Annotated in this window: 18 protein-coding genes; 13 read left to right on the top strand and 5 right to left on the bottom strand. The window is 64.0% G+C overall.

Annotation, left to right across the window (positions count from 1 at the left end; translation table 11 throughout):
• Window positions 1–120 precede the first annotated feature (120 nt).
• The gene (locus HU144_RS16780; RefSeq protein WP_235352268.1) at window positions 121–363 is read right to left on the bottom strand and encodes a hypothetical protein; all 243 of its coding nucleotides are present in this window, start codon (window positions 361–363) and stop codon (window positions 121–123) included.
• 201 nt (window positions 364–564) lie between these two features.
• Between HU144_RS16780 and HU144_RS16775 the strand changes: the two genes are divergently transcribed.
• Window positions 565–1350 (top strand): SGNH/GDSL hydrolase family protein, encoded by a 786-nt coding sequence (locus tag HU144_RS16775; RefSeq protein WP_235352267.1) that lies wholly within the window; start codon window positions 565–567, stop codon window positions 1348–1350.
• Window positions 1351–1352: 2 nt separating this feature from the next.
• On the opposite strand, the gene HU144_RS16770 is transcribed toward HU144_RS16775, so the two are convergent.
• A complete protein-coding gene (locus tag HU144_RS16770) occupies window positions 1353–1913 on the bottom strand; it encodes a PadR family transcriptional regulator (RefSeq protein ID WP_235352266.1) in 561 nt (186 codons plus the stop codon).
• Between the two features lie 96 nt (window positions 1914–2009).
• Between HU144_RS16770 and HU144_RS16765 the strand changes: the two genes are divergently transcribed.
• Window positions 2010–2966 carry a squalene cyclase gene (locus tag HU144_RS16765; RefSeq protein WP_235352265.1) on the top strand — a complete coding sequence of 319 codons (957 nt, stop codon included), beginning with the start codon at window positions 2010–2012 and terminating at the stop codon, window positions 2964–2966.
• Here the strand turns inward: HU144_RS16765 and HU144_RS16760 are convergent.
• Entirely contained in the window at window positions 2963–3532 is a 570-nt protein-coding gene (locus HU144_RS16760) for a hypothetical protein (protein WP_235352264.1), read from the bottom strand. The genes HU144_RS16765 and HU144_RS16760 overlap by 4 nt on opposite strands.
• 151 nt (window positions 3533–3683) lie before the next feature.
• Here HU144_RS16760 and HU144_RS16755 point away from each other — a divergent pair, with 151 nt between their 5' ends.
• The 11 genes from HU144_RS16755 to HU144_RS16705 all read left to right on the top strand — a co-directional run bounded on the left by HU144_RS16755 (window position 3684) and on the right by HU144_RS16705 (window position 15227).
• Window positions 3684–4559, top strand: coding sequence for an aldo/keto reductase (locus tag HU144_RS16755; RefSeq protein WP_328284307.1), 876 nt, complete (start codon window positions 3684–3686; stop codon window positions 4557–4559).
• On the top strand, window positions 4560–5330 hold the full coding sequence (locus tag HU144_RS16750; RefSeq protein ID WP_235352263.1) for a sirohydrochlorin chelatase: 771 nt from the start codon (window positions 4560–4562) through the stop codon (window positions 5328–5330).
• Window positions 5331–5484: 154 nt separating this feature from the next.
• Complete coding sequence (locus tag HU144_RS16745; protein ID WP_442862664.1) at window positions 5485–7209, top strand: nitrite/sulfite reductase; 1725 nt, start codon at window positions 5485–5487, stop codon at window positions 7207–7209.
• Window positions 7206–7979 (top strand): phosphoadenylyl-sulfate reductase, encoded by a 774-nt coding sequence (locus HU144_RS16740; protein ID WP_235352262.1) that lies wholly within the window; start codon window positions 7206–7208, stop codon window positions 7977–7979. The genes HU144_RS16745 and HU144_RS16740 overlap by 4 nt, the downstream gene beginning before the upstream one ends.
• Window positions 7976–8884: a sulfate adenylyltransferase subunit CysD gene (gene cysD, locus HU144_RS16735; protein WP_235352261.1), complete on the top strand. Its 909-nt coding sequence runs from the start codon at window positions 7976–7978 to the stop codon at window positions 8882–8884. Before HU144_RS16740 ends, cysD begins: the two co-directional genes overlap by 4 nt.
• Window positions 8884–10212 carry a sulfate adenylyltransferase subunit 1 gene (locus tag HU144_RS16730; RefSeq protein ID WP_235352260.1) on the top strand — a complete coding sequence of 443 codons (1329 nt, stop codon included), beginning with the start codon at window positions 8884–8886 and terminating at the stop codon, window positions 10210–10212. The genes cysD and HU144_RS16730 overlap by 1 nt, the downstream gene beginning before the upstream one ends.
• Window positions 10209–11009 (top strand): uroporphyrinogen-III C-methyltransferase, encoded by an 801-nt coding sequence (cobA, locus tag HU144_RS16725; protein WP_235352259.1) that lies wholly within the window; start codon window positions 10209–10211, stop codon window positions 11007–11009. Before HU144_RS16730 ends, cobA begins: the two co-directional genes overlap by 4 nt.
• On the top strand, window positions 11006–11332 hold the full coding sequence (gene fdxA / locus HU144_RS16720; protein WP_235344086.1) for a ferredoxin: 327 nt from the start codon (window positions 11006–11008) through the stop codon (window positions 11330–11332). Before cobA ends, fdxA begins: the two co-directional genes overlap by 4 nt.
• A 17-nt stretch (window positions 11333–11349) precedes the next feature.
• The gene (locus HU144_RS16715; RefSeq protein WP_235352258.1) at window positions 11350–12759 is read left to right on the top strand and encodes an FAD-dependent oxidoreductase; all 1410 of its coding nucleotides are present in this window, start codon (window positions 11350–11352) and stop codon (window positions 12757–12759) included.
• Between the two features lie 86 nt (window positions 12760–12845).
• Window positions 12846–13967 (top strand): NAD(P)/FAD-dependent oxidoreductase, encoded by a 1122-nt coding sequence (locus HU144_RS16710; protein WP_235352257.1) that lies wholly within the window; start codon window positions 12846–12848, stop codon window positions 13965–13967.
• Window positions 13968–14000: 33 nt separating this feature from the next.
• The gene (locus HU144_RS16705) at window positions 14001–15227 is read left to right on the top strand and encodes an MFS transporter (RefSeq protein ID WP_235352256.1); all 1227 of its coding nucleotides are present in this window, start codon (window positions 14001–14003) and stop codon (window positions 15225–15227) included.
• Between the two features lie 80 nt (window positions 15228–15307).
• Here the strand turns inward: HU144_RS16705 and HU144_RS16700 are convergent, their stop codons facing one another.
• Both HU144_RS16700 and HU144_RS16695 read right to left on the bottom strand, forming a co-directional pair.
• A complete protein-coding gene (locus HU144_RS16700) occupies window positions 15308–16519 on the bottom strand; it encodes a serine hydrolase domain-containing protein (RefSeq protein WP_235352255.1) in 1212 nt (403 codons plus the stop codon).
• Between the two features lie 76 nt (window positions 16520–16595).
• Complete coding sequence (locus HU144_RS16695) at window positions 16596–18386, bottom strand: biotin carboxylase (protein ID WP_235352254.1); 1791 nt, start codon at window positions 18384–18386, stop codon at window positions 16596–16598.
• Window positions 18387–18523 lie beyond the last annotated feature (137 nt).

Raw genomic sequence — 18523 nt, 5'->3', positions numbered from 1 at the left:
GCCGGCAAGACTATTCGAAGAAGTCCCCGTCACCCCTTGACGAAAACCATAGGGGCACCCTCCCGCTACACTGACAGAAGAACCTCCACCTGCTGGGTGGGGGTTCTTCTGATTCACCGCTCACTCGTGCGGCTGCGCAGTGACGTCCTCTGGTGCGAATTCCGCCGCGAACTTCCGAAATGTGCTGCACAAGGCCCAGTAGATGGCCGCGGACACCGGGGCAACCAAGAGGACCTGCCACCATGACAGATCCTGTGAGCCCCAGCCGAGGAGTTTGAAGCAGGAGTGGACGCACAGGACGAGGATCATCAGGGTGATCGCTTCGCGCCGGTTGCGGCGGCGTTCGGAGGTTGACTCCTTCATAAAAAACAAGGTTACCTGAATAATTGAATCTTCAGGGTGATTGTTTTCGGTGGACCCGCGATTGCCGTGAAGCTAGGATGATCGTTACTCAACTTGTTGACTAATGGAGCCTGTGATGAAAGACCTCTTTCCACATCTGCACGGACCGCAGGATCTTCGTTGTCGGCCTTTGTGCGGGCGGACCCTGATGACGGCGACACTGTGAGCGGTGATCCCACGCTTCCGCTGCGATACGTTGCGATCGGGGACAGCCTCTCCGAGGGTGTCGGTGACGAACCCTGGCCCGATGGCAGTCCGCGAGGCTGGACCGATCGCCTGGCCGCACTTCTGACAGCGCACTACGGACAGGATCGGCCAATTCACTATGCGAATCTGGCCGTGCGCGGTTACAAGACAGCCCAGATCGTCGACACGCAGGTCCAGACGGCCATTGCGCTGCGGCCCAGCTTCGTGACTCTGACCGCCGGAATGAATGACATCATGCGGCCCCGGGTCGATTTCGGCGCCCTGAAGAGTGCCCTCGCCGGGATCGTCGAGCCACTGATCTCTGCTGGCGCCGAGGTCTTCGTGGTCCCCATCCCCAATATCGCCGGAGTCTCGCCGGCCGGACGACTGATCAACACCCGACGACTGCGACTCAATGCGATCTACCAGCACCTCGTCGATACCCACGGAGTCCTGCCGTTGACCGATACCACGAATTCGGTTTTCGAAGATCCCCGGGCTTGGGACGAAGATCGCCTTCACTTGGCCGCACTGGGTCACGAGCGGCTCGCCTGTGCCGCAGCTGCCGGCTTCGGCCTGCCGATCGACTTCGACTTCCTGGGCGCCCCTGACGGGCCAGTGTCACCGCGCACAGTCAGCACCGAAGCAAACTGGTGGTGGAAACACGTACGGCCTTGGATCTATCGACGACTGACCGGCAAGTCGTCAGGGGACGGTCGAGCGGCCAAACGTCCCGACCTGGGGCCGATCGTCGCCGACTGACGTTAGGAGTTTGCCGTCCGGTCTGCGAGTGTCGCCAGCACGAACTCGCACCAGCGGATATTCTCCTCTTCGAAGGCGATCCCCCGCGCCAAGGTGAGGTACGGGCCGAGATGATCCGCCTCGGCGAGGTAGTCCCGTTCGCTCCGGCCATCGAGCAGGTGGCTGCGAGTCTGCTCGTAGTTCTTCAGCTTCCTCTTCGAAGCCTCGAGCTTGTCGTGCACATTGGCCGTGATCGATGCGGCGTCACCGAGCTCCATCGACTCGACCTGGACGAGCAGTTCGTCGCGGATGGCGGTCGGTTTGGGGGTGCGGATCGTGAAGTCGTGCAAAGCGGCACGGCCGGAGTCGGTGAGGGAGAACAGTCGTTTGTTCGGTCGTTTCTGCTGGTGGACAGCTCGGGCCTCGATGAGGCCGGCCGCCTCCATCTTGTCGAGCTCGCGGTAGAGCTGCTGCGGCGAGGCGGCCCAGAAGTTCGAGACGGTCACGTCGAATGCCTTCGCCACGTCGTATCCGGAGGCCTCGCCATTCGAGATCGCGGCCAAGATCGCATCCTGAAGTGCCATAGCCGACACCATAGCCTGGCATCCCGACCGATCCCAAAGTTGATTGTTCCGGACGTAGACTCAGGTCACACACTTGCCCACCGGAGGGAATCAACGATGATCGACACTCGGCTCAGCAACTGGCTCCTGGACTCCGACCCGGCCCTGCGCTGGCAGGTCGAGCGCGACCTGTTGAGCCTCGATGAAGACGGTTGGAGGGAAACGCGGGCGAAGGTGCCGACCGAAGGATTCGGCCGTGAGCTTCTCAGCTATCAGGATGCTGACGGGCAATGGGCCGGGGGTGCGTACTTTCCGTCGGACTTCAGGGGCGAAGAGGCTCAGCCGTGGACGGCCACGACTTGGGCGCTCAATCAGCTTCGAGACTGGGGAGTTCCCGCCTCGGCGCTGGAGGGAACAGCGGAGAAGCTGGCGCCGGTGAAGTGGGAATACGAAGACATGCCCTATTGGGGCGGGGAAGTCGACGTCTGCATCAATGCGATGACGCTGTCGAACGGTCTGTGGCTCGGTGCCGATGTCGATGGGATCGTCGACTGGTTCCTCGACCATCAACTCGACGACGGAGGCTGGAACTGCGAATGGGTGGAAGGGTCGAGGGTGGCCTCTTACCATTCCACGCTCAATGCCCTGATCGGACTCCTCGACTATCAGGTGCGAACCGGCGATGTTGAGCGGGTGGCGGCCGCAAGGGCCCGAGGCGAGGAATACCTGCTGCGTCGTGAGCTCTTCCGCAGGCTCTCGACTGGGGAACCCTTCTACGATCGCGCATTCAGCCTCGCCCATCCTCGGCGAGCCTATTACAACGTCCTCGCTGCGGCCGACTACTTCCGGGAGGCGGACTGCTTCCGGGCGGCGGCAGACGGCACCGGTCCCGATCCGCGCATGGCAGAGGCGATCGAGGTCATCAGATCGCAGCGTCAAGACGACGGGACCTGGCTGCAGGGGCACCGGCTCGACGGCGACGTCTGGTTCCACATCGACGTGCCGAGAGGTGAACCGTCGAAGTGGGTGACCCTCCAGGCAACCCGAGTTCTGGACTGGTGGGATTCGGACTAGAAGTCGACTTCGCTCGGGTCGAGGCCGGGGAACTTGACCTCGTACTTGACCATATCGTTCTTGTGGTCGACGAGTTTGACCGAGCCGAAGTACGTCTTCTTCTTCGTTTGAACCTCGCAGCTCGTCAGGCCCCACCAGTCCATGATCTTCATATCGTCTCTGCACTCGACCGCCTTGACCTTCATCTTGAACTTGTTCTTGAACAGGTCGTCGATGTCGGCTTCAAGTGATGCCTTCGGCACCGTTCCGTCGCCTTCCTTGTTGACCTTGATCCCGTCGTCGCTGGCCCAGGAGGTGGCTTTCGGGGAATCTTTGAAGGGATCCTCATGCTGGGTCTTGCTGGGTTCCGGCTTCGCGGCATCCGACTGTCCAGCCTCTGTGGACTCTTCCGTCTCAGCAGCCTCGCCCTGCATGGCACCCGGGGCCTTGGTCTCTTCACTCTGCGCGGTCTCGTCGGTCTTCTTCTCATCACCTCCGCCGCAGCCGCTCAGCGTCAGGGCCAATGCGACACCAGCCGCGGCGATGACTGCTCCTGGTCGCGAGAGTGACTTCTGCATCGGATTCATCGTGTTGCTCCTCATCGGAATTCATCAGTGCCAGGGATGACTCATCTGACACCACGGGCGTTGTTCGTTCATTGACGATTCTGCCATCACTGCACCGACACCGAAGGCTTTCGCTGTTCAGTTCCGGAGACACATGTGTCCATCCAGGCACATGACGTCTGACCCCCGCCACCGCCCTGGTCTCGACTACGATGACCGGATGATCCCCACTACGACAACGGCCGAAGGCACTGCCCTTCCGCTCCTCGGACAGGGCACCTGGCACATCGGCGACGATCCTGGGCAGCGAATCACCGAGATCGCGGCGCTGCGCGAAGGAATCGAGCTGGGCCTGAGCCTCGTCGACACCGCGGAGATGTACGGTTCCGGACGATCCGAGAACCTCGTCGGAGAGGCGATCGCACCCGTGCGGGAGGAGGTGTTCCTCGTCGACAAGGTGCTGCCGACGAATGCCTCGGAATCCGGTACGATCGAGGCCTGTGAGCGGTCCCTGGCTGTCCTCGGAACCGACCACATCGACCTCTACCTCCTCCACTGGCCAGGCTCATACCCGGTGGAGGAGACGATCGCCGCCTTCGAGAGACTCCGCGAACGGGGACTCATCGGAGCCTGGGGCGTGAGCAACTTCGACCCGGCCGAGATCGCGGACCTGCCCGCGGTGCCGCTGATCAACCAGGTCCTGCTCAACCCGTCCCGCCGGGGTCCGGAGTTCGACCTTCTGCCCGCCCACCGCGACAGCCGACCGCACATCACGACGATGGCGTATTCGCCCGTGGAACAAGGGCAGCTGCTTAAAGATCCCACCCTCGCCGAGGTGGCCCGCCGTCACGACGCGACCACCGCCCAGATACTCCTGGCCTGGGCGATCCGGTCCGGTGACGTCATCGCGATACCCAAGGCCTCAAGCCCAGACCATGTGCGGGCCAACGCTGCAGCGGTCGACATCGATCTGACGAGTGATGACCTCGCTGACATCGATCGTGCATTCCCCGCCCCGACATCGCCGCTGCCACTGGAAGTGATCTGAATGACCCTGCCATCGATCGGTCTCATCTCCCACGGCACCTCGTCGCCAGAGGGGCGCAGGGTCATCGAAGCGCTCGCCTGCGCCGTCACCGAGGATCTGCACTGCCGAGGACTGGCCGCCGAGGTGATGCTCGGCCACGTCGATGTCCAGCACCCTGATGTCGCCGAGGTGCTCTCGACCCTGCCGTCCGATGCCCCAGTGATCCTCGTACCGCTGCTGCTCTCCCCGGGCTATCACGTGCATGTCGACCTCGCTGAAGCCGTCCGTGCCGCGGGAGGCGCCGATGGACGAACGAAGCCAGGCGCTGACCGACCCGAAGCGAGCGTGCGAGCCGAGAGTCGTGACATCCGATTGACGCCGACGCTGGGACCGGACCCTCGTCTTGCCCGCATTCTGGCTGAGCGTCTGCCGGACCTCGAAGCCGAGGACCAGGTGGTGCTCGCGGCCGCAGGATCAAGCGACGACAGAGCCAACGATGCCTGCCTGGACATGGCTGAATCTCTGGCTCATGAGCTCTCGAGGCCCGTCGTTGCAGGGTTTCATGCCGGCGGGGGAGACCGCCTGGGCGATATTGTTGAGCAGAAACGTGGGTCTGGTGCACGCACAGTGCTCTCGAGCTATCTTCTGGCGCCGGGATTCTTCCAGGATCTCACTTCGACGCTCATTTCCGGCTCTCGCGAGATCCTTGCTCGACCGCTGCTCCACGACGGCGCGGAGACCCCGCCATTGCTGGTCGACGTCGTTCGTGACCGGGTAATCGCAGCACTCTGAACCGGGGTCAATTTCTACGACCAGGATCGTCATCGTTCTACTTATGTCGTCATGTGTCACTAAACGACACGATTGGGGACCCTAATTTGTTGAGCAATCGATATCTCTTGTAGCGTGACTCAACAAAGGTTCACAGCAGCGTTTGGAGACGATCGTGTCCGCACATGTAGAAGAGATCAAGCAGACTCCGAGGTCTGGGGCTTCCACGCGGCCGGCCCGACCGAAGAAGTCAAACGGTCAGTGGAAGATCGACGGTCAGGAACCGTTGAACAAAAATGAAGTCGACAAGGCCGAGGACAACGGCCTCAACGTCCGCACCCGGATCGAAGAGGTGTATTCGAAGGGCGGCTTCGCCTCGATCACCGACGATGATCTGCATGCTCGTTTCCGCTGGTGGGGACTGTATACGCAGCGGAAGCCCGGCATCGATGGCGGCCGCACGGCCAAGCTCGAGCCGCATGAGCTCGAGGATGAGTACTTCATGCTCCGGATCCGCATCGATGGTGGCAAGCTCACCACCGAGCAGCTGCACACCATCGCGGGCATCTCGAACGACTTCGGCCGCGGCAGTGCCGACCTCACCGATCGACAGAACATTCAGCTCCACTGGATCGAAATCGAGAATGTGCCCGAGATCTGGGAGCGCCTCGAATCCGTGGGCCTGCAGACGACCGAGGCCTGCGGCGACGTCCCACGTGTCATCCTCGGTTCTCCCGTGGCGGGCATCGCCGCCGATGAGCTCATCGACCCGACACCGGCGATCGAAGAGATCTCGCGCCGCTACATCGGCGACCCGAGTCTGTCGAACCTGCCCCGCAAGTACAAGACGGCGATTACCGGCCATCCCAGCCAGGACGTCGTCCATGAGATCAACGACTGCTCGTTCGTCGCCGTCGAACATCCTGAGAAGGGCATCGGCTACGACCTGTGGGTCGGCGGAGCACTGTCGGTGGTTCCCCGATTCGCCGAGCGACTCGGCGTGTGGGTCGCGCCCGACCAGGTCGTCGAGACCTGGCTCGGCGTGACGGAGATCTTCCGCGACTACGGTTTCCGCCGTCTGCGCAACAAGGCACGTCTGAAGTTCCTCATCGCCGAATGGGGCCCGGAGAAGTTCCGTGAGGTCCTCGAGACCGAGTACCTCGGGTACAAGCTCGCCGACGGTCCTGCCCCGGAGAAGCCTATGACAGCGGGCGATCACGTGGGCGTGCACAAGCAGGCCGACGGAAAGTACTACATCGGAGTCAGCCTCATCGCAGGTCGCGCCTCGGGCACCCTGCTGAATCAGATCGCCGATCTGGCGCAGAAGTTCGGATCCACGCGACTGCGCACGACTCCGCATCAGAAGGTCCTGCTCCTCGACATTGACGAAGCAGACATCGACGAGGTCGTCGCAGGCCTCGATGCCCTCGGCCTCTCCAGCCGGAAGGACCTGTTCCGCCGTTCGACCATGGCCTGCACCGGCATCGAATTCTGCAAGCTCGCGATCGTCGAGACTAAGCAGACTGCCGCCGATGCGGTGACGACGCTCGAAGAGCGCCTCGCGGGTATCGACCTGCCCCACCCGATCAGTCTCCACCTCAACGGCTGCCCGAATTCGTGCGCACGCATTCAGACCGCCGACATCGGGCTCAAGGGTCAGATCGTGACGACCGACGAGGGTGAGCAGGTTCCCGGGTTCCAGGTCCACGTCGGCGGGGGGTTGGCCTCGAAGGACCGCGACGAAGCCGGCCTCGGCCGCACGGTCCGCGGCCTCAAGGTCACGGTCGACAACCTCAGCGACTACGTCGAGAAGCTCGTCCGCCGGTTCCTCGACGCGCGAGGCGAGACGGAGACGTTCTCCGAATGGGCACACCGAGTCGACGATGAGGAGTTGGTATGAGCACCACGGAAACCCGAACCGCAGAAGCGCTGCCCACGCCTACCCGCCACCGGCGCGACATCGAGGAACTCAAGTCCCTCGCCGAGGCGGGGGCCAAGGAGCTGGCAGGCGATCCCGACAACGGGGTGGCCGAGGCCAACCCGGCCGACGTCATCCGCTGGGTCTCACGCAACTTCGAGACCTCCACCTGCGCGGTGGCCTGCTCGATGGCAGACGCGGCCCTGCCGCACTATGTCGCCCAGTACCTGCCCGGCGTCGACGTGCTCTTCCTCGACACCGGCTACCACTTCGCGGAGACCTATTCGACCCGCGACGAGGTGGCATCGAAGGTCGACGTCAACATCGTCGACGTCCTCCCGGAACAGACCGTGGCACAGCAGGATGCCCAATTCGGTGCCGAGCTGTTCAACCGCGACCCCGGCCTCTGCTGCGCCCGGCGCAAGGTCGCACCCCTGAAGAAGTCTTTGGCCGGCTACGAACTCTGGTTCACCGGAGTCCGCCGGGACGAAGCACCGACCCGCGCGAATACGCCGCTGGTGACCTTCGATGAGAAGAACGGGCTGGTCAAGGTCAACCCTCTGGCTGCCTGGTCCTTCGACGATCTTCTCGACTACGCCGGTGCCTTCGACGTGCCGGTCAATCCACTGCTGTCGCAGGGATATCCGTCCATCGGATGCCAGCCCTGCACCAACCCCGTGGCCGAGGGGGAGGACCCCCGTGCCGGCCGTTGGGCTGGAACCTCGAAAACAGAATGCGGGCTGCACGTATGAGCATCGATCACACACCACTGTCCACCCTCGACGTCCTCGAATCCGAAGCGATCCACATCATCCGCGAGGTCGCCGCCGAATTCGAGAAGCCAGTGCTGCTGTTCTCCGGCGGCAAGGATTCCGTCACCGTCCTCCACCTCGCGGCCAAGGCCTTCTGGCCTGCGAAGATCCCGTTCGGTCTTCTCCACGTCGATACCGGCCACAACTTCCCGGAGATTCTGAAGTTCCGCGATGAGACCGCCGCGCGCTACGGCATCGACCTGAGCGTGGCGAAGGTCCAGGACTACATCGACGACGGTCGCCTGCACGAGCGCGCCGACGGAACCCGCAACACCCTGCAGACCCAGCCGCTCATCGACGCGATCGCCGAGGGCGGATACGACGCCGTCTTCGGCGGAGCCCGCCGTGATGAGGACAAGGCCCGCGCCAAGGAGCGCATCTTCTCCCTGCGCGATGAATTCGGCCAGTGGGATCCGAGCAATCAGCGCCCCGAGCTGTGGAACCTCTACAACGGTCGCCATGTCAATGGCGAGCACGTGCGCGTGTTCCCGATCTCGAACTTCACCGAACTCGATGTGTGGAGCTACATCGCCCGGGAGAACATCGCCCTGCCCCACCTCTACTACGCCCACGAGCGCGAGGTCTTCCAGCGCGACGGCATGTGGTGGTCAACGGGTGAGTTCTCGGCCCCGCGGCCCGACGAGTCCGTCATCCGCAAGTCGGTGCGCTACCGCACCGTCGGCGACATGAGCTGCACGGGCGCCGTGGAATCCGACGCCGACGACATCTCCTCGGTCCTCGCCGAGGTGGCTGTGACCACTGTGACAGAACGCGGAGCGACCCGCGCCGACGACCGGATCTCGGCCGCGGCGATGGAAGACCGCAAGAAGGACGGATACTTCTGATGACCACGACACCAGACACCACCGCTGCCACGCAGACGAAGACGCTGCTGCGCTTCGCCACGGCCGGCTCCGTCGACGACGGCAAATCGACGCTCGTGGGTCGACTCCTCCACGATGCGAAGGCAATCCTCGCCGACCAGCTCGAAGCCGTGACACGCACCAGTGAGGAACGCGGCTTCGTCGGAGGCGAATTCGACTTCGCCCTGCTCACCGACGGCCTGCGGGCCGAACGGGAACAGGGCATCACGATCGACGTCGCCTACCGCTACTTCGCCACCGACAAACGGTCGTTCATCCTCGCCGACTGCCCCGGACACGTCCAGTACACCCGGAACATGGTCACCGGAGCGACGACCGCCGACGCCGTCGTCGTCCTCATCGACGCGCGCACCGGAGCCACAGAACAGACCCGACGCCACCTCACAGTCGTCCACCGTCTGGGCATCGGGCACGTCATCCTCGCGATCAACAAGATCGACCTCCTCGACTACGATCAGGTGGCGTACGCGAAGGTGAAGGCCGAGATCGAAGCGCTGACGGCTGAGATCGGACTCGACTCGGCTCATCTGATCCCGGTCTCTGCACTGGCTGGTGACAATGTGGCCGAGGTTTCGGCGAACACGCCGTGGTACCAGGGTCCCGCGCTGCTGGAGCTGCTCGAGAACCTGCCCAGCAAGGAAGAGGACACGGCCGACCTCGAGCCCTTCCGCCTCGACGTGCAGTCCGTGCTGCGCCCGCAGGGCGGCCTGGCACCGGGACTCGACCCTGATGAGTTCCGCGACTACCGGGCGGTGACGGGCCAGGTCACGTCAGGACGGATCCGCCTCGGCGATGAGATCGACGTTCATCCGGCCGGTCTGCGGACCACTGTGGTCGGCATCGACACGGCGAATGGCCCGCTGGAGACCGCGGGCGCCCCGCTGTCCGTGGCGCTGCGTCTGGCCGACGACATCGACACCGCGCGCGGCAGCGTTCTCGCCGCTGCCGGAAGCCTGCCCGAACCTCGCAAGGCACTGCGGGCCGAGGTCTTCCCCTTCACCTCCGAGGGACTGCGCTCCGGTGACCGGGTGCTCGTCAAGGCCGGCACCTCGACGGTCAAGGCGATCGTGACGATCGAATCGAAGCACAACCTGCTGACCTCAGGATCCGAACCCGCCGAGGTGCTCGCCGGTAACGACATCGGCACTGCCGAGGTGAAGCTGGCCACCGCCCTGCCGATCGCGGACTTCCGCGAGCACGGACGCGCGGGCGGCTTCCTCATCATCGATCCGCAGACCGGGTCCACCGTGGCCGCAGGAATCCACACTCCCGAGGACGAAGTGTCATGAGTCTCTTCACTCCTCAGGCACCGGGCAGCGTGCTGCTCATCGGTGCGGGACCCGGTGATCTCGGCCTGCTGACCGTCAAAGGCCTGCGCGCGTTGGAAGCGGCCGAGGTTATCGTTGCGGACCGCCTCGGCGCGCGTTCGGTCATCGACCAGCTCGAGACCGAGCGCGGGGAGTCACTCGACGCCGAGATCATCGACGTCGGCAAGACCCCGGGGCACCATCCGGTTCCGCAGCAGCGGATCAATGAGATCCTCGTCGAACAGGCTCGCGCCGGGCGCCGTGTGGTCCGGCTCAAGGGCGGAGACCCGTTCGTCTTCGGCCGCGGCGGCGAAGAGCTCGCCCACTGCCACGAAGCCGGCGTCGAGGTGCAGGTGGTGCCGGGAGTCACGAGTGCGAACTCGGTTCCTGCCGTTGCCGGAATCCCGCTGACTCACAGGGGACTGGCCACTGCGTACACGGTCATCACCGGCCACGATCAGCTGACCGAACTCGGCGGAGGACGCGACCACACGGTCGTCGTGCTCATGGGCATCGGCACATTGGCGCATTCGGCGATGATTCTGGCCCGCGGCGCCCGCGGGGGAGACTGCCCTGTCGCGATCATCGAAGACGGGTTCGGAGACAACCAGCGGGTCACTGTCGGCACTCTCGATACGATCGCCTTCCAGGCCGCACGCCGAGGTGTCCGCTCACCGGCCGTTGTCATCGCCGGTGACGTCGTGGCCTTGAGCCCGTATGCCGTCGGAGCCTTCGCCGCAGCGCAGGTGTCCGAGCCAGAACTCATGAGGAACCCATGACCTACATCATCGCCCAACCCTGCGTCGACCTGAAGGACCGTGCCTGCATCGACGAATGCCCCGTCGACTGCATCTACGAGGGCAGCCGCTCGCTCTACATCCATCCCGAGGAATGCGTCGACTGCGGCGCCTGCGAACCCGTCTGCCCCGTCGAGGCGATCTTCTACGAAGACGACGTCCCCGACGAATGGGAAGCCTACTACTCTGCGAACGTCGACTTCTTCGACACCATCGGATCCCCGGGCGGAGCCGCCGCGCACGGAGTCATCGACGGCGACCACCCCTTGATCGCGGCCCTGCCGCCCCAGAACACCGACGACTGACTGTCCTGAGGAGAACCATGACGACGAATCCCTTCCGCGTGGCCATCGTGGGCGCCGGCCCTGCCGGCATCTACGCGGCCGACCTGCTGACCAAAGCCGAGCGTGACTTCGAGATCAGCATCGATCTCTTCGACCGGCTGCCGACACCGTTCGGCCTGGTCCGGTACGGAGTGGCCCCCGATCACCCACGCATCAAAGGCATCATCAATGCCCTCATCAAGGTCCTCGATCGCGGTGACATCCGCCTGTTCTCAAACGTCGAGTACGGTGCCGACATCGCTTTGGGCGAGCTGACCGATCGCTATGACGCGGTGATCTTCTCCACCGGCTGCTTCATCGATGCCTCGTTGAACCTGCCCGGAGTCGATCTGCCTGGCTCCTACGGTGCTGCTGACTTCGTCAACTGGTACGACTCGCATCCGGATGTTGCCCAGACCTGGCCGTTGGATGCGGAGAAGGTTGCGGTCATCGGCAACGGCAACGTCGCTTTGGATGTGGCACGTGTGCTGGCGAAGCAGGCCGATGACATGCACACCACCGAGATCCCTGATCATGTCTACGAGGGTTTGAAGTCCTCGAAGGTCACCGACGTGCACGTGTTCGGTCGGCGCGGTCCTGCGCAGGCGAAGTTCACCCCCTTGGAGCTGCGTGAACTGGGGCATGTCAAGGACGTCGACATCATCGTCTATCCCGAAGACTATGAGTTCGACGACGGGTCGCTGGCCGCGATCGAGTCGAACAACCAGACCAAGCAGGTTGCGAAGACACTGACCGACTTCACTATGCGTGAGCCGGTGGGGGCCAAGCGCCGTCTGCACCTGCACTTCCTCCACGCGCCGGTGGCCATCCTCGGCGAGGATGCTGTGACCGGCCTGCGCACGGAACGCCAGGAATTGGACGGCACCGGGGGAGTCACGGGCACGGGAGAGTTCATCGACTGGGACGTCGAGGCCGTCTATCGCGCCGTCGGCTATGCCGGCACGCCTCTGCCGCAGCTGCCCTTCGACGAGGCCAAGCGTGTGATCCCGAATCACGAGGGACGAGTCGTGGACACAGGAGAGCAGGCTTCGGCGGCTGAGGCCGATGTCGTCCAGGGCGTGTACGCGACCGGTTGGATCAAGCGTGGTCCTGTCGGACTCATCGGTCATACCAAGGGCGATGCCCTGGAGACGATCGGGCACATCCTCGATGACCGCGCCGCCGGCGTACTCACCGAACCGCTGTTCCCCGATGAGGACTCGATCGTCGAACTCCTCGAGTCCAAGGGCGTCGACTACGTGGATTGGGAGGGCTACCACCGGCTGGAGACAGCAGAGAAGGCGCTCGGCGAAGCCGAAGGTCGTGAGCGAGTGAAGATCGCAACTCGAGAGGCCATGCTGCGTGAGGCCCGTGATCAGGTCAGGAGCGAATCCCACTCCGGCACCTGAGCCGAATCAGAAGCTGGTGGGCGTAGGCTCGAGGTGATCAACAGCCCCCAAGCAAGGTTCGCACTCGTTAGAGGAGACGCACTTCCGTGATCGACACATCAGCTCGGGTTGCCGTCATCGGCGGCGGAATCGCAGGCGCCTCGGTCGCATTCGGCCTGGCTTCACGCGAGGTCAGCGTCACCATCTTCGACGATGCCATGGCCGGTCAGGCGACCGCCGCCAGTGCTGGCATCATTGCTCCGTGGGTCTCGACGAGCACCGGCGCCTACTACGAGACCTATGCCGCCGGAGGCAACTTCTACCCGGATTTCCTCAACCGCCTCAGCGCTCTGGGGATCCCCGATCTGGGATACCGCAGATCCGGTGCACTCGTCGTCAACTCAGATCCTGTCGTGCTCGCCGAGGCGGCCCGACTCATCCGTGATCGTGCCGCAGGTGCCGGGTCCGTTGCCGGCGAGGTCCACGACATGGACTCTGCGAATCTGCGCGAGATCTTCCCGCCGATCGCCCCGGAGATGACGGGCCTGTTCATCACCGGGGGCGGTCGAGTCAATGGTCGCACCCTGCGAGATGCCATTCTGACCGGAGCACACGCCTACGGCGCCCGGCTTGTGCACGATTCGGCGAGAACTGTCTCCACCGGACACCGAGGCGGCAGCTGGAAGGTGGGGACCACCTCGGCGACGGAGGACTTCGACGCCATCGTCGTCGCCGGTGGAGCCCGGAGCACGGAGATGCTGCAGCGGCTTGGTCATAGCGTGGCGATCACCGCGCAGCGAGGGCAGCTGGTTCACCTGGGTCTGCACGGGATCAACACCTCGCCATGGCCGACTGTGCACCCGCTCGACCACCACTACATCACTCCCTTCGACGGAGGCAGAGTCGTCATCGGCGCTACCCGTGAGGACGGTGTCGGATTCGACGTCCGCACAACAGCTGCAGGACAGAAGCAGGTCCTTGACGACGCACTGAGGATCGCTCCCGGACTCGCAGAGGCCACGGTGTTGGAGACGAGAGTCGGAGTCAGGCCCATGTCCACGCGCACGAGCGGGCTGCCCTATGCCGGGGCTGTCCCCGGTGCGCAAGACCTGTGGCTGGCTTCCGGCTTCGGTGCGGGCGGGCTGACGATGGGTCCGCTCATCGGCGACGCAATCGCCAGAGCGATCCTCGGCCAGCAAGCAGCAGAGATCGCGCACTTGGGCCTGTGACCTCGCAAGACAGTGTCTTGCTAACCTGAAGCCATGAGCGCGCAGCTGCCCCGAGCCTTTCGGTGGTTCTGGGCGGGCGAAACCGTATCGGGATTCGGCAGCTGGATCACCATCCTGACCCTGCAGGTCATCGTCGTCGACTACCTGCACGCGGGAACCGTCGGCCTGGGCTGGATGAACGCAGCGAGGTGGCTTCCCTATCTCCTCCTGGGCCTCGTGCTGGGTGCGCTCATCGATCGGGTTCGCCGCAGGCCCGTCATGATTGCCAGCGACCTCGTGCGTGCGCTGCTGCTGTGTGCGATTCCGGTGCTGTGGTACCTGGACCTGCTGAATCTGAGCGCGCTGCTTCTGCTTGCAGCGGTTCTGGGAACGGCGACTCTCATCAACGACAGTGCCTCACAGGCCTTCGTGCCCCGTCTCATTCCGACACGGAGCCTGCAGTCTGCCCATGCCAGGATCGACGGGACCAACGCCGTCGCCGAGACGGCTGGTCCGGCCATCGGCGGTGCGCTGCTCGCGGTCGTCGCGGCACCGTTCGCTGTGCTCGTCAATGTAGGCACCTTCCTGTTCTCGGCGGTCGTCGTCTCTCTCATCCACGTTGAGGAGCCGAGCCGATCGCGGGCCGAAGAATCTGCCGAGCCGAACCTGCGCCGGGAGATCGGAGCCGGGCTGAAGTGGGTCTATTCGACTCCGAGCCTGAGAGATCTCGCCGTATGGACCCATGTGTGGTTCGCCGCGCAGGCCATCCTTGCGGCTGTCACCGCAGACTTCTTCCTCAACGACATCGGCGTCGACACCTTCTGGTTCGGCATCGTCATGGCCGGCAGCGGCATAGGCGGAATGATCGGCGCGCTGAGCTCTCGTGCGGCGGGGAAGCGGCTGGGCAATGGTCGGGCGGTGATCCTCGCGCACGTGTGCTCGGCTTGCGGAGTACTCGTCCTCTTGGCGGCAACGGTCAGCGCCGTTGCGGTGCCCGTCCTCTTCATCGGAGTCTTCCTCCACGGATTCGGCATCGGGGTGAGCAACTCCCACGAAATGGCCTACCGACAGTCGATCACTCCCGACGGTTTCCAGGCGCGGACGAACACGACGATGCGATCGACGAATCGCGCAGTCGTGGTCATCGTGTCGCCGCTGGCCGGAGCCCTCGCTGCCGCCACGAGCTCTGAACTCGCGCTGATCATCGCCGCTGGGATCTTCACCCTGGCTGCTGTCGGCCTGTGGTTCTCGCCGTTCCGCACAGTGCGAATCGCCACCTGAAGCACTGAGCAGCCGCAAGTTTCACTGAGCCGCCGCGTGTTTCACTGAGCTGCCGCGTGCTGCACAGCGCGCCGGAGAAGTCAGTCGACGATCGGTGCGCTGATTGCTTTCGCCAGGGCGTCGAAGGCCCGGATCGTGGGGAACAGTTTGGTAGCATCCTGCGGCAGGCCCCAGCTGGAGAGCTTGACGCCGACGAAGTTGGCTCCCGGGTTCATGTAGATCATCTGCCCGTGGATGCCCAAGGCGAGGAAGGCGTGCGAATCCGGGAAGGGGAACCAGAACTGGTTGTGATACATCCCGCCGGGCATCCGATTGTCATCGGGACCGTCGGCGAAGGCCTTCCTGGTGTCCGCATCGCCGGTGAGCGTGTCCCCGACCCACGAGGTCGGTACCACCTGTTCACCGGTGAGGGAGACTCCCTGGTTCGCATACAGGTAGCCGAAGCGAGCGAGGTCGCGCAGAGTGGTGTTGATGCCACCGTCGAACATGCCCACACCGTACTGGTCGGTGGCGATGAGCGCATCGCGTTCGGCTCCGATCCGCGACCACAGCACGCGCGACATGAGGGCCTGCATGCTCTCACCGGCGATCTTCTCGCACACCCAACCAAGCACATCGGTCTCACACGAACGGTATTCGTAGACCCCACCGTGCTCGGACTTCGCCTCCAGCGTGGTCAGGAACTCATACATGCCCTTGGCCTGGCCCTCGGGGCTCGTCTCAGACCAGCCGATCGACTCCTCGATCTGCCTGACCTCGGACTTCGGGTCGAGGTAGTTCTCCGAGAACTTGATTCCCGAGCGCATGTCGAGGATGTGACGCACCGTGGCCCCGGCATATCCGGAGGAGGCGAGCTCGGGGACGTAATCGGTGACCAGACGGTTCGGATCGAGATCCCCGGCGCCCACGAGCACACCGGCCACCGTGCCGACGAGTGATTTGCTCACCGACATCAGCAGGTGTTCGGTCTCCGGGCGCATCGTGGAGAAGTACTCCTCGGTGAGCACCGTGCCGTTGTGCATGACCATCCACGCATCCGTGTCGCTGGCCTCGATGACGCTGCGCACGCTGCGAGCCTCGGAGAACTCGGTCTTCGGAACCTCGATGCTGCCCAGGTCCTGCAGCTCCACGGGCAGTTCTGCCACAGGTCCGGCCCCGCGAGAGATCGGCGTGGTGGGCAGCACCTGATCGACGTGCTGGAAGGACCAGCGGACGTTATCGGCGTCCTGCCAGTTGTCCTTGTCGATGACGGGGGCGACGGGCACAGTATTGTCCGGCGACGTCTCGGTCACTCTCCACCTCTTCGAATTCGTCTCGTGCAGTCGGCAGTATTTGCGTCAGTCCGTGAAGAGATTACCACCACGGATGTCAATCGCCCTTTGCTCCTGGGCCGCCCAGAGCCGGTGAGGGATCCTCCACAGCAACAGGCACACCGGCGTACATCGCACGGATCGAATCGATGAAGTGCTTGGCCCGGATGCTCAGTGCGTTCGGACCCCCGGCCTTGGTCTGCAGCGGGTTCTTCGTTACGAGCACACCGAGGTCGGCGCCCTTCCACCGGTATTCTCCGGCCCCGAAGATGCGCAGGAAGAACACCTCATTGCCGTTCTGCAGGGGATGCCAGTCGAGCGCGGCGCGTTTGTAGGTCAGAGTCCCGTACTGATCGAGGAAGTACTGACCGGTCAGCGGTGAGTGCGTGATGTACTCGGTGATGTCAGCGGTCTCCTTGATGACCATCTGGCTCCACTCATCAGCCCCGGAGAGCTCTTCCCACCGCTCATTGATCTCATCGACGTCGAGATCGAACTCGACGTCGAGGTATTCGAGCAGATGGAACAGGAACAGCGGTACGTCGGCATAGGCGCCGGCGGTGACGTTGGTGATCGCCGAGGCTCCTGAGATGCGCGGATTGAGCTCGCCCAGATACACGTCATCGGAATCCAGATCGACGAGCACGTCGACCTCGAAGAAGCCGCGGTAGCCTCGCTTGCGCAGTCCCTCACCCATGCGCCGCACCAGTTCCCTGGCCCGGGTGCGCTGGTCGGCGGTGAGCACATCGGGGGTCATCTCATTGCCGCACCAACCGCCCTTGTACGGGGTGAGCTCGGCGAAGCCGGCCAGTTCGGTGAGGAACGGGCCGACGACGACTCCGCTGCTGGTGATCACCGCTTCCACCGCCACGGGCGTGTTGTTGATGCGCTTCATGATCTTCAGCTGCTCGCCGATGATGTCGTGCTTGTGCCGGTTCCAGTCCTCCTCGGCGGCGATGAAGAACGTCGTCTTCCCCGAATCCCCGTAGGGGGTCTGGACAACGAGGTCGGTGCCCAGGTTCTCCTTCTCGGCCTCGGCGTTGAGCTGCGCATATGTGTCGGCTGTGGTGAGCACATTGGGCACGGAGAAGGCCCCGGCCTCATTGCCGAGCTTCGTCGTCTCGATCTTCGAATCGAGCTGGTTGCGCAGCGTCGCCGAGGGCAGGATGAGGTCGTAGCCGAGTTCGCGGCAGATTCGCTCGGTCTCCTCGTCGAAGAAGACCATGGCCACCTTGGGCCGTTCACCGTGGGGTATGTTCGCCGTCATATGGGCGCGCACCTCGGCGTTGAGGAGGAGCCAGTTGTTGATCGCCTCACCACTGTCGAATTCGACGAACGGCTTGTAGCGCGGGGAGAACACGCGGGGGTGCCCGCCGTCCCATCCGTCGTAGTACGTGATGTAGGAGAAGTTCCGGACCCAGCGGTCGAGGCCGAGCAGGTTGAATGGGGTCGCACCGATGAAATAGATCGGTGTGATGTTGGTGCGGAAGAAGTGGCGGACCTCGGAGATGTTGCGCAGCGGCCGTCGGATCTGGACCCGTTCGGCCTCCTTGCCCGCATAGGCGGCATCGGTGCCGACATGGACTTCGACATCTGCCGGATCCGGCGCCGAGGTGGAAACTGGGGCGGGCGCGGCTGCCGGCACTGCCCGGGGCGGGGCGGCAGCGGCATCGGGGATGCGGGCCTCGGTCGAGGTGGCTGGTCGACCGGTGCCGGGAACCGCGACAGCGTCCTTGACCACACGCCTGTTCGAGCCTGCTCCCGTGCCGGGCGTGCTGGCCGGCGTGCCCGGCCCGTCCGTGTTCCCAGCCGTCTTCGACGGGGTTGGGCCTGCAGGTTTTTTCGTCATGGCACTACTCCTTGTCAATACATCTGGCCTCACTGCTCGCAGTCACCTGAGCCGTCCGCCCGCTTCATCGCGGCGATGATTCGGACGTCGAACGTCAAACGTGATGTGGACAACAACCTATATCAGTTTTCGGGGCT

This window comes from Brevibacterium sp. UCMA 11752 (genome assembly GCF_021532235.1).
GTDB classification, from domain to species: domain Bacteria; phylum Actinomycetota; class Actinomycetes; order Actinomycetales; family Brevibacteriaceae; genus Brevibacterium; species Brevibacterium antiquum.
The sequence above is the reverse complement of the archived record's forward strand: the minus strand, read 5'-3'. Positions and strand labels throughout refer to the sequence as shown.

Excerpts from the sequence above, each read along its gene's own strand:
- cobA (WP_235352259.1), top strand. The coding sequence starts at position 10,209 with ATGAGTCTCTTCACTCCTCAGGCACCGGGCAGCGTGCTGCTCATCGGT.
- HU144_RS16755 (WP_328284307.1), top strand. The coding sequence starts at position 3,684 with ATGACGTCTGACCCCCGCCACCGCCCTGGTCTCGACTACGATGACCGG.
- fdxA (WP_235344086.1), top strand. The coding sequence starts at position 11,006 with ATGACCTACATCATCGCCCAACCCTGCGTCGACCTGAAGGACCGTGCC.
- HU144_RS16730 (WP_235352260.1), top strand. The coding sequence starts at position 8,884 with ATGACCACGACACCAGACACCACCGCTGCCACGCAGACGAAGACGCTG.
- HU144_RS16695 (WP_235352254.1), bottom strand. The coding sequence starts at position 18,386 with ATGACGAAAAAACCTGCAGGCCCAACCCCGTCGAAGACGGCTGGGAAC.
- HU144_RS16760 (WP_235352264.1), bottom strand. The coding sequence starts at position 3,532 with ATGAATCCGATGCAGAAGTCACTCTCGCGACCAGGAGCAGTCATCGCC.
- HU144_RS16705 (WP_235352256.1), top strand. The coding sequence starts at position 14,001 with ATGAGCGCGCAGCTGCCCCGAGCCTTTCGGTGGTTCTGGGCGGGCGAA.
- HU144_RS16740 (WP_235352262.1), top strand. The coding sequence starts at position 7,206 with ATGAGCACCACGGAAACCCGAACCGCAGAAGCGCTGCCCACGCCTACC.
- HU144_RS16750 (WP_235352263.1), top strand. The coding sequence starts at position 4,560 with ATGACCCTGCCATCGATCGGTCTCATCTCCCACGGCACCTCGTCGCCA.
- HU144_RS16765 (WP_235352265.1), top strand. The coding sequence starts at position 2,010 with ATGATCGACACTCGGCTCAGCAACTGGCTCCTGGACTCCGACCCGGCC.
- cysD (WP_235352261.1), top strand. The coding sequence starts at position 7,976 with ATGAGCATCGATCACACACCACTGTCCACCCTCGACGTCCTCGAATCC.
- HU144_RS16770 (WP_235352266.1), bottom strand. The coding sequence starts at position 1,913 with ATGGCACTTCAGGATGCGATCTTGGCCGCGATCTCGAATGGCGAGGCC.
- HU144_RS16780 (WP_235352268.1), bottom strand. The coding sequence starts at position 363 with ATGAAGGAGTCAACCTCCGAACGCCGCCGCAACCGGCGCGAAGCGATC.
- HU144_RS16715 (WP_235352258.1), top strand. The coding sequence starts at position 11,350 with ATGACGACGAATCCCTTCCGCGTGGCCATCGTGGGCGCCGGCCCTGCC.